Here is a 10,847-nt window from a genome sequence, read left to right as displayed (position 1 = left end):
GGCAATTATGTTTTTGAAAGCAAAGGCCAATATGGCTGGATTGCAGCAAAGCGCGATTTATACAAATCACATATAGAACACCAAGTGGGTGAACCCGCACCAAAAAATACGGATGGTAAAGACCCGTTTGCGCCCAGTGATAAAAAATCACCTGCTAGTTAATTTTTAACCTAAACACAGATGACTCAGCAGTAAAACTGCAATTACAAAAGAAAGGAAATACGACAATGAAAAAAATAATATCAACAGCCGCTATTGCAACGGCATTCTGTGCCGCCAGCACAGTGTCAGCAGAAACAATTGATATTGGTATTTTATATACCGATCAATCAGCTGCCGCTACTAGTAACATTAATACTAAAATTAATCAGCTTATTGCTTTTAGTAATCAAGTATATAGCCAAAATGGCGTTGATATAACACTGCGTTTAGTGGGCTCTCAAAACTTAGGTAATCATGCAATAACGCCTTCAGAAGACTGGCTTAACGCCGTGACAAATAGCAGCTATGTCGATGGTTTACGTAATAATTGGAAAGCCGACATGGTAGCCGTATTAGGCACAGGCCAAAGTGCAGGCAGTGGTTTAATCTCTTGTGGACTAGCTTGGGTTGGCCAAGGCACGAATGGCAATTTATACAGCTCTATGAGTAACCGTATGTATTCAATAACAGCCGTTGACTGTGGCGCTTCAACATTCGTACACGAACTAGGTCATAACCAAGGTTTAGCGCATTCTCGTAAGCAAGGCGATACGGCAGGTGGCGTATACGTTGATGGTATGGGCCACGGCGTACAAAATGAATTTGCCAGTATTATGGCTTATCCACATGTGTTTGGCAGTGCAACTCAGTACGATTACTTCTCAAACCCAAACTGGAGTGTAAACGGCATTCCATTTGGTGTAACCAATCAGGCATATGCCATTCGTACCGTCACTGATACCAAAACCAGTATCGCCAATTTTAAATAACAGCGTAAAAATGGGTTAATAACCCATTTAGCTAATTAAGTTCCCCTGCAGAGCGCCTTGGCGCTCTTTTTAATGATTAATCATTTTCTGCTTTATTGCAGGGAGTAAGGTTTTGCCATCGCTATCTACTTTACTCATTAGCTTCAACCCCATTACCTTGGCAAGCACAGGGTAAATATCTAAGTTATTTACCAGCTCAATGCTCATTCCTTGTTTAAACGCTGGGCCTGTTGCTATAAAGGTGGCTGCCATATCGTCGCTATACGCATAGCCGTGCGTACCTAAATAAGGCGCTTTAGTACCGTTGCTAAATACTGCAGGCGCATTGGTTTGCACCACAATGTCGCCCACTCGGCTCCCGCTATTATAATGATAGCCATTAAGCTGTTCGCTACTTAAAACACTATAACGCCCCTTAGCTGCCTTTTGTAAGCGTGCTTTATACGCGTCAATATCTGCATTTTTAGCATCGCTTTTGGTATAAATAAGCAAGCGAGGACCGGTATTCACAGTAATAAAGTTATCATCTTTAGGTAAACTGCTGACAATAATGCTTTGCTCAGGATCAACCTGTGCCATACCGTGATCAGAAACAATCACTAAGTTTATATCCTGCGCTAATTTGCTCAAACGAGTGCGTAACTGCCCCATTAAGGCATCTAGTTTATGAACAGCGTCACGTGTTTGCACTGCATCTGGGCCAAATTCATGCCCCATACTATCAACCAACGAAAAGTAACTGGCTACAAAACGTGGGCGCTGCGCTTGAGGTAAACTTAACCATTGTACAATTTGGTCAATTCTATCTTGGTAGTCACCTTGTTTAGAATAATGAAAATAGTAGTCTGGCGTCATACCATTAAAGCGCGCATCCGATTCAGGCCAAAAATACACCGCCGATTTAAGCCCATGCATTTTTACTAAATTCCACAGCGGAGTACCCCGTACCCAGGTACTGTCTTTTTGTCCTTTTCCCATGCTGTAGCATTCATTATTGCGCGCTTTGTCACAAAATTTATTATCAACAATACCGTGGTTAACTGGCAGTAAACCGGTGATCACCGAAATATGATTAGGAAACGTTTTACTAGGGTACACAGGCTGCATTTTTTGCGCCCTAACCCCCTGCTCACCCATTGCTTTTAAATTTGGCGCGCCATGTTTTTCAATATAGTCCCAGCGCAAACCATCAATTGAAATCATCACTACGGTTTGCTCTTTGGCAGCAAATGCAAGCGGACTTATCAGTAATAACACACTCACAACAACGAATAATAAACGCATCATTTATCCTATTTAAGTTAATTTTTAAGCGACTTGAATACACTAACATAGCTATTTTAAAATTTTGTGGTATTGAGACTAATCTAATTCACAACACAATTACTTCGCAGTTAATTTAATAGCAAGTGTGTGTTCGCCAGACTCAATTTGATGCCAACGTCTATATGTTTTAAAACCGGGCGCACTTACCTGTATATCGTAACTGCTTGCATTGAGCACCATACCAGGACGATATTTAGGACCAATATTCATAATTCTGATATCTGCATTAGGGGCATTGCTGGTAATGGTAAGCTTAGTTTTTTGCTCAACCATATATTTCTGACGCTGTTGTTGCTCTGCGCTAAGAGAGCTATCGCCATGACGTAAAATATCGACCTTAGCAAGTGCATGGCTTAAAGGCGTAAAATGCTCATAAATACCCAACTTTTCTTCAAACGCTAAACCTAATGGATGCAATACGGGTTGGGCATGTAATGTCCAGCGAATTGCATAACTAAATACCGGGTTGCTCGACTCTTCTACCTTAGCTAAAAAGTAATTAACGGGGCTTTGCTGGTCTTTAGTAAAGGTATTATTTATTAATACTACTGGGGCAATTAAAATAACCGCAGGCATAATGAGCTTTTTAAGCCAAGATAACGGGTGTTTCTTATCTATGGCGTTTACAGAGACAGGCTTAATTAGCAGCCATAATTTTAGCGGTAACTTACTAAAAGTAAGACAAATTAAAAATAATGATAACGACATTGAAATAGGCGGAATGAGTACAGAACGCAGTGCTTGCTTACCATATTCAGCATATTCCCCCCCATCTACAAACTTACTTTGGGCGCTATTAAGCATCGTTAGATATTTATCGGTACGTTTTTCGATATTAGGATCAAGCACGTACTCTTTAAAACTTTTTTTATTCCAATCTGCGCGAATATTTTTTACATATAAATCGCCCATACGATCAGCAATTTTAGCTTGTATTTGTTTATGCAACTGAAACCTAACCCACGGCAAATTAGGCTTTAAACTCAAATCATGCTTTGCCATTTCACTGCGCCACTGGCTGTTTGCTTCATTAGTGACTTTTTTAGCGACAGCCTGTGCAAATTCCGCGCGGTCATTAATATTCCAGCGCTCATTGAGTGCTAAGCCCTTACTAGAAAAATGTGTGCGCAACTTTTTAGAGGTGGTGTCATGAGCGCGAAAAGTGATTAAATTTTCGATACCAAATTCGTAGCCGGTTTCAGTTACAAATAACTGTCCAAATTTAGGGTGTTGTAAAAAGCGTAATTGATAATGATCAGGATCATCCGTGTACTTATATCGCTTATCTTTAATACCACCGTCGCCCCCAGTAGCTAAACTAGCCGCTTGTAAGGCAGTATATACCCCCCCTGTTAAAAACCCCATTAATAGGCTGCTGGCCGCATTTTCTGTTGCAGAAATATCTTCAACAATAAGCCAGTAATCGGGCTCGATGTAACCAATACCAGCTTGAAGAATATCGCTGCGATAATCAGCTGCCGCTCTTTCGTAACAGCGGTTACGACGATCTTTTTGGCTACTTTTATCATAACGCTCTGAACATCGAGCAACTTGCTTGTGGTAGCCGTAAATTTTAGGGCCATATTTTTGCGCACGCGCAGACGCTTTTGCTATATGCGCTTTTTGCGCTTGTTGATAGTTGCCCCACCCATCATTTATTTGCTGCTCAACTTGTTGCCAATAACCTTGCTCACGCGTACTAATACCCGCCAAAGTTTGATTATATTTTTTACTACCCGATGCATACGCTTTATATTGCACGACTAGCTCATCGTACAGCTGACTATACTCGCCATAGTGTTGATCAAAGTCTTGGTAGGCCTTTTTTTGCACAAAAGAAGCAATAATCTTACGCTTATCATCCTCTAAGTTGTCAGATAAAGCAGCATCACTATATAAAAGCCCACCAAAAAGCGCTAAAAACGTGAGGTTTTCTGAGCTGTGTAATTGCTCAGAGTCGTAATCTAGACCGTTTACTTTAATTGAATTAATCGCCAAAGCATCTCTGAGTGCTGCACTATAAACAGCAAATTGGCGCTGCTGCGAAGATGAAGGCTCAATTAAGGTTTTTTCTATCACATATTTTTGACCATAAAAAACAACTGGCCAAACTAAACACACTAATGCAACCAAAGAAATAACGCCTCGGCCTACTTTTGCAACCATAGCTTTAGGTAAAAAATCAGCAAGCAGTAACGCCACTCCAACCCCAGAAACAGCTCGTCCATAAATTTCTAAATGCTCTAAGTCTTGTGCCGAGGGTGTCCCCAGCCCCACTAAAGAAACTAATTGTGCATTAAAAATAGCCTCGGGTAATAAATATAAAGAGGCTAGCAGTAGCAGTAAAAAACGCCACCAAAATGGTTTTATGGTTGTGCTCATAGTCAATGGTCTTATTATTTTTGTTTACGAAGTTCAAGCTCAACGGCTGGGTCGGTTTCAAGGCTAAATTTTTCATCAGCCTCGCGCGCGCCAACCTCTAAATTAGGCACACTCTTAACCGGTAACATCTTCACTGGGTAAAGCGTCCTTTTAAGCGACTTTAATTGCCCACCAATTGCAGGGTATAAATGGTTTTTTTGATAAGCCGATAGTTCGTCTAATCGCATTAAATCTAAATCGTCAGGTAGTGTTGTAATTTGTTTTGCTGCGGGATGTGATCCTTTATATGGCTGAACATTTGGTAAACCGAATACCGAACAGAACCCATAAACAGAATCATCAATAATCACTGAGTCAGGACGTAGTCGCTTTGATTGAGCTAATAAAGTTTGCTCATGGTAGTCGTGGCCGTTAATCGAATAAGTCGCTATATCAATTCCCTGTGCCTTAGCAGTCACTTTTAACTGTGCTGCACTTTGCTGATAGTGGCGAATATCTAACACATAGCCAAAATTACGTTTTAACTTTTTTGTTAGCGAGGCTAATTTAATTGGACGATCGTAACGCGTTTCACGATGACGACGATTGGCATACGACTGAATGCTTTCAAGTTGCTCTTTATTTCGCTCATAAATAGGATCGCTCCCCGCGCCACGTTTTAGATCAGCCGCCAGTTTGTTCATCGATATCTTTGAAGGAGACTGAATAAACATCATATAAATGTCAGGGTTAATATCGCGCAAACGAGTTAAGTTACGCAGCTCTAAACTACTAAAAAAATAATTATTCTCCCCCACATATTGATGAGCAAGATAATCAAGCATTTTTAAATCGTTGATTGATGCTCGCGACTTAATTTCAATATTTAGCTTTTGCTGCACTTTTCGATAGCGAGAAAACGTACTGGCAAGCGCCTTAAACGAAGGGGGAATATCGTTAGTTAACAGCCCCGTTTCTTGGTTGCGGTGGCGTAAATATCCCCATTCTTTAGCGTAATTAATAGACTCAATTTTTCGCTGTTTATTATCAACTGTGCCAGTTTCACGACCAGTACGGGCATCATGATGTACCACCCACACATTGTCACGGGTTATGCGCACATCAATCTCTATTACATCAAAATTATTATCAATCGCATCAATTACCGCATTAAGGGAGTTTTCAGGGTAACGCACAGAACCACGGTGGCTTTGTAAGTTAAAATCACTACATTGACGCGCTGATAAATAGTTAATATTGCCCAGTTGCGTTTGATAAAAACCACGAGCAGCTAAGGCACTAGCACGCGCATTAGCTGCTTGTTGTTGCTCGATTGAGAGAGCATTAGTGCTCGGTTTATTTTCTGTGCTATTACACCCAGTTAAGATACTGGCTAACACGCACACCGATAAAATATTAATGTAAGCTAAAAGACGCATCATGCTGACTAAGCCAAAAGGCTTAAACTCCCTGAAAAGACAAAAGATTAACTAAACTTTAAAGGTTATATGAACAAAAACTGAATTAAAAGTAAAACTTATCAGCTAAACTAATAATTTTAATTTAATATACAAGCTGTTAGATTAAATTTAACATTCAGACAGGCCGGAAAGTAAAAAAGGATTGCCATGATCGACTTCAGCAGCAAAATAACTCCTGCGCGTATGCAGCGCACTACAGCCAATTTACAAATGGCACTTGAGAGCGATCGTGGCCGAATTATTAATAGTGCAGCCATTCGTCGGCTGCAACAAAAAACCCAAGTATTTCCGCTTGAGCGCAATGCAGCCGTGCGCTCACGCCTTACTCATTCATTAGAAGTGCAACAAGTTGGCCGGTTTATTGTGCAACGTATTTTTGCTAACTTAAACTACCAACAGCAAAAAGAATATGGTTTATCGGGCTTAGAACGCCCACTAGAAACCCTAGTAGAAATGGCCTGCCTAATGCACGATATTGGTAATCCGCCGTTTGGTCACTTTGGCGAAGCCGCCATTAATAATTGGTTTAATGCTAACTTGGCCAGTATTACACCTGAGCGTTGCCAAACAGCCAATAGCAGCATAGGGGTTATTTTTAAACATTTAGCGCAAGATATTTGCAACTTTGAAGGTAACGCCCAAGGCATTCGCATTATTCACTCCCTGCTCAGCCTTAATTTAACTTATAGCCAAAGTGCGGCAATTTTAAAGTACACACGCCCTGCAAGCTTAGCAAAGCAAGATATCCCACAAAATAAAAACTACATTATGAAAAAAGTGGGCTACTACTACAGTGAAAAAAGCTTTATAGAAGCACTGCAAACAGAGTTAAAAATGGAGCCTTATTGCCGCCATCCTGCCAGCTACATTATGGAAGCCGCAGACGATATTTCTTATTGCTTGGCTGACATAGAAGACGCGGTAGAAAAAGACATAATAAGCACTCAGCATTTATGCGAGCAATTAAAAAAGCAGTATCAAAAAGCACTGATTAACTTAACCTTAAACGACACCCAACACCAAAGCTTTGTAGATGACGCAATTAACTACGCTATTGAACGCGCTCAAGCACAGCCTTTTAATTTTAATAGTGAATTTTTTATTTATTTACGTGTGTCGTTACTACACCCGTTAGTGAATCATGCCGCTAAACGCTTTATTGAAAATATAGAGCCAATTTATCATGGCGACTTTAACCATGCATTATTAGAAGATCGCAGCTACCTGCATGCAGCAACCCAAGCGCTCAAACAAGTCGCGCTTGAGCATGTATTTTCGCACAAAGAAGTCGAAAAGCTCGAACTGCAAGGCTACCGTATTATTAATGGCCTACTCGATTGTTATAAACCTTTGCTGCTTTTGAGTAGCGATGACTTTAAACGTGCATTGCATGGCGACAACCGCTTATTAATAGAATCGAGACTCGTTAAAAAACTCTCTAAAAAGCATTTAAGTAGCTATCAGCATGCCATAAATGCGATGCAAGAAGAGCCCGATCATTTTGCCGCCTATGAATTTTATTATCGCTGTCGGTTAATTCAAGACTACATTAGCGGTATGACCGACCAATTTGCTTACGACGAATACCGAAGCTTATTGGTAATTGATTGACTACAAACATCTCACGCTTGGCATTGCTAAGTCCTAGGATCTGTTTATCTTTCAAGGTTAAATTTGCACGCGCGGCAATTAAATTGTCCGTAGTTTTAACAAAAATTAGTCCGCAAAAGTTAACAGACCCTAGATAACTTTTCACTTTGCGCTTAATATTAGTGCATTGATGCTTAACCGCTTTTGAGTTTTATGAAACCGTTACTGAGTTGCTTACTTTTTTGTTTTGCTTTGTTTTATAGTGCCAGCAGTGCCGCTTATAACGAAGCTATGTGTATTCTTATAAAACAAGAAATGCAGCAACACAGCAATAATAAAGCCAGCCGTAAATACCGTAATGCTGCGCGAGACTTTGAAAAAAACTGCAGTGATCCGCAAGCGGCACGCACTTTGCCAGTACCAAAGCCTAAACCGCAGCCGGTTATTAAACAATCGACCCCGGAGGTTGTAAAACCACAACAAACAGAACCCACTTTACAGCCAACGTTTCCAGACGATGCAACTGAGCAAAGTGCAACTCCACCCCAAAATAATGTAATCGAAAAAAGCGCCACTCAAACTATAGAGCAAGCTAAAAAAAATGCCCCAGTAGCATCAACCACAACCGCACCTGATGAGTCACAAGTCAATGTAACAGCAGCGGCTGAACAAAGCGGCGCTTCTGAAAAAAATGCACAGCCAAATAAAATACCGGCCAGTGAATTATCAAACACTGAGAAAAATACGCAACCAGAGGTAAAAAAAGCCACCGTTAAGCCAGCACAAACCGCCGTACCTATCACTATAAAAACCAGCGAGCAAACAGCCGTTATTGCCTCTTCAATGCCCAAAGGGGCTAATATAATCTCGCTAGTTTTACCGAGTGTGGCACTATTGTTAATTGTGGTAATTACGGTTGTGGTATTAATGCGCCTGCGCAATATTAAGCAAAATAAACAAGTGGCTGATACTGGCATACCATTGCAAATGCCCCCCAGTAACGACAATGATCAAACTCACAGTGTTGTTACTGAGCCGATGGTGACTGGCTCTGATCTGCAAAACCCAGCCGTCGAAAGCAAGGGTAAAGAGCCTGATTCTAGTCGAGTTAATACAGTGAAAATAAAGCCGGAGCCTAATACGGCTGAGTTTGAAGCAGCCGCTAAAGCGACCTTAGAACGGATTAAAAATGCAACTGAGTTTGCTGAGCCACAAGTAAGAGATTTTGATCCCGAAGCCAAACAAAGCAAAATACAGCGTAACTTTATAAATCAACCTAGCGAACAAGTTATACCAGTTAAAAAAGAGGCGCCAATAAAGCCTTCACACATTGCACCTGAGCCTATTGCTCCTGAACCTATTGCACCACATCAACCAAAGGCTGATATACATCCTGCTAAAAAGCAGCGCGCATCGTTAAGCTCACCAACAGAACACGACTTTAAAGAGCCAGAGATACGCACTTTCGATCCCGATGCGCCACTACCAACTAAAAAAACACCGGTAACGCCAGGGCAAGTAAAGGTTACCCCTGAAGAGCCAAGTAAGCCCGATAACTCACTACAAAGCAGCAACCCATTTGCTAATTTATCGCTTGATGAAAGCTGGGATCCAAATTCCCCCGAAAAACCAAAAGTAGAAGAGAAAAAACGGGCGCCTAAATCACAAGCACTCATCGATGCAGAAAAACGCGCAAAAAACATGCAAACAAAAGAATAACGCGGTAACATAAAAATACTTAAAATAAGTCTGTAAAGCCACGGCATAGCCCTTAAGCTTACATTCAGTTAACGCCTTTAAAATAGCCTGTTTTTTAAGCAACACTCAAAGCCGCTTTATATCCAAAAAGGGTATATTTAATAGAAGGAGAGACTTATACACATGCACGTTATGTTATCAGCTAAATTAAGATACCGTATTTATATCGCATCTTTTTTGCTGATGGCTTTTACCTGTCATTACACTCACGCAATTGAAGCAATACAACCCTCAAGCAAAGCGCCTAATCACCATGCTACTTTAAATATAAGTACAGGCGAATGGCCGCCTTTTTTAAGCGAATCGCTGCCTCACAAAGGCGTGGTTGCACATTTAATTACCGATATATTTGCACAAGCCAACATTAAAGTTAACTTTACCTTTTTACCGTGGCCGCGTGCTTACCACGACACCATTAATGATAAATACGCAGCCACTGCCGTATGGATGTTTGAACAACAACGTACTGAGGATTATTTTTACAGTGAGCCAGTGTTAAACGAGCGTTTTGTATTTTTTTATCATAAACAACGCCCTTTTGATTGGCAAAATCTAAACGATTTAAAAGGCTTATTACTCGGTGGTGGGCTTGCCTACAGCTACGGCAAAGAGTTTGATAAAGCAGCTGATGAAGGCTTGTTCGATATGTCGCGTGTAAGTACAACAGAGCAAAATTTTCAGCGTTTAGCTATGGGCCGCATTGATGCCTTTGCCGAAGAGCAAAGCGTAGGCTATCACATATTAGCAGGGCAAAAACCGACAATAAAAAATGGCATTGTGCACCACCCAAGGCCACTATTAATCAATAAAAGCTTTGTGATGTTCCCTAAAAATAACCCACGCAGTGAACAGCGGCTTGAAATATTTAACCAGCAATTACTTAAATTTAAACAAAACGGCCGCTACCAAGCCTACTTTGATGCGTTAGATAATGGCGCTTATCAACCCACAAATAGCGCCCTAGCCGACTAACCTGTAGGCAGGGCTTTATGTAGCGCGTTTTATGTTTGGAACGCGGGTTTCGGGCTACGAGCTAGGTTTTAGGTTTTAGCAAAAGAACGAAGCCCGTTGTCTTCTCATTTACCCTCATTCGCTTCTCTGTGGTTATATATTTTTTAAGTGATTTATTCACAAAGAGGTTATGAGACGCTGCGCTTTTAGAGGAAATAAAAAAGCCAAATATTATTCTGTAGCAGCAATTTTATATCGCGTCAGATTAAGCCTAAATAAATATTTACCACCGAGGACACAGAGCTCACAGAGAAATGCTTTAAAAATACCAATCCACCTCTGTGCAGCGCAAAGCGCCTCGGGAACCTCTGTGGTGCAAAAATTGTTTTTAGCAGAAAATGTCTTTCGT

At 40.9% G+C, this 10,847-nt stretch carries 8 protein-coding genes; 5 read left to right on the top strand and 3 right to left on the bottom strand.

Going from position 1 to position 10,847, the window contains the following annotated elements; all coding sequences use genetic code 11:
• Positions 1–227 precede the first annotated feature (227 nt).
• Complete coding sequence (locus P20311_RS17270) at positions 228–971, top strand: zinc-dependent metalloprotease family protein (RefSeq protein ID WP_008115263.1); 744 nt, start codon at positions 228–230, stop codon at positions 969–971.
• A 69-nt stretch (positions 972–1,040) separates the two neighbouring features.
• On the opposite strand, the gene P20311_RS17265 is transcribed toward P20311_RS17270, so the two are convergent.
• The 3 genes from P20311_RS17265 to P20311_RS17255 form a co-directional block, all read right to left on the bottom strand.
• Positions 1,041–2,255: an alkaline phosphatase family protein gene (locus tag P20311_RS17265; protein WP_008115262.1), complete on the bottom strand. Its 1,215-nt coding sequence runs from the start codon at positions 2,253–2,255 to the stop codon at positions 1,041–1,043.
• A gap of 99 nt (positions 2,256–2,354) precedes the next feature.
• Entirely contained in the window at positions 2,355–4,679 is a 2,325-nt protein-coding gene (locus P20311_RS17260) for a hypothetical protein (protein ID WP_008115259.1), read from the bottom strand.
• A 14-nt stretch (positions 4,680–4,693) separates the two neighbouring features.
• On the bottom strand, positions 4,694–6,100 hold the full coding sequence (locus tag P20311_RS17255) for a glycerophosphodiester phosphodiesterase family protein (protein WP_008115257.1): 1,407 nt from the start codon (positions 6,098–6,100) through the stop codon (positions 4,694–4,696).
• Between the two features lie 186 nt (positions 6,101–6,286).
• Here P20311_RS17255 and dgt point away from each other — a divergent pair, with 186 nt between their 5' ends.
• The 4 genes from dgt to P20311_RS19385 form a co-directional block, all read left to right on the top strand.
• On the top strand, positions 6,287–7,750 hold the full coding sequence (gene dgt / locus P20311_RS17250; RefSeq protein ID WP_008115255.1) for a dGTPase: 1,464 nt from the start codon (positions 6,287–6,289) through the stop codon (positions 7,748–7,750).
• A 192-nt stretch (positions 7,751–7,942) separates the two neighbouring features.
• A complete protein-coding gene (locus tag P20311_RS17245; protein ID WP_008115253.1) occupies positions 7,943–9,448 on the top strand; it encodes a hypothetical protein in 1,506 nt (501 codons plus the stop codon).
• 162 nt (positions 9,449–9,610) lie between these two features.
• A complete protein-coding gene (locus P20311_RS17240) occupies positions 9,611–10,459 on the top strand; it encodes an ABC transporter substrate-binding protein (RefSeq protein WP_008115251.1) in 849 nt (282 codons plus the stop codon).
• A 169-nt stretch (positions 10,460–10,628) separates the two neighbouring features.
• Positions 10,629–10,847 (top strand): hypothetical protein (locus tag P20311_RS19385; protein ID WP_238529462.1); only part of this gene is annotated, 219 nt, incomplete at its 3' end.

This window comes from Pseudoalteromonas sp. BSi20311 (assembly GCF_000239875.1).
Lineage (GTDB): Bacteria > Pseudomonadota > Gammaproteobacteria > Enterobacterales > Alteromonadaceae > Pseudoalteromonas.
Note: the sequence above shows the minus strand (reverse complement) of the source record. Positions and strands in the feature narration are given on the sequence as shown.

Coding starts and splice junctions, on each gene's coding strand:
- P20311_RS17265 (WP_008115262.1), bottom strand. CDS start 2,255: ATGCGTTTATTATTCGTTGTTGTGAGTGTGTTATTACTGATAAGTCCG.
- P20311_RS17255 (WP_008115257.1), bottom strand. CDS start 6,100: ATGATGCGTCTTTTAGCTTACATTAATATTTTATCGGTGTGCGTGTTA.
- dgt (WP_008115255.1), top strand. CDS start 6,287: ATGATCGACTTCAGCAGCAAAATAACTCCTGCGCGTATGCAGCGCACT.
- P20311_RS17245 (WP_008115253.1), top strand. CDS start 7,943: ATGAAACCGTTACTGAGTTGCTTACTTTTTTGTTTTGCTTTGTTTTAT.
- P20311_RS17240 (WP_008115251.1), top strand. CDS start 9,611: ATGCACGTTATGTTATCAGCTAAATTAAGATACCGTATTTATATCGCA.
- P20311_RS17270 (WP_008115263.1), top strand. CDS start 228: ATGAAAAAAATAATATCAACAGCCGCTATTGCAACGGCATTCTGTGCC.
- P20311_RS17260 (WP_008115259.1), bottom strand. CDS start 4,679: ATGAGCACAACCATAAAACCATTTTGGTGGCGTTTTTTACTGCTACTG.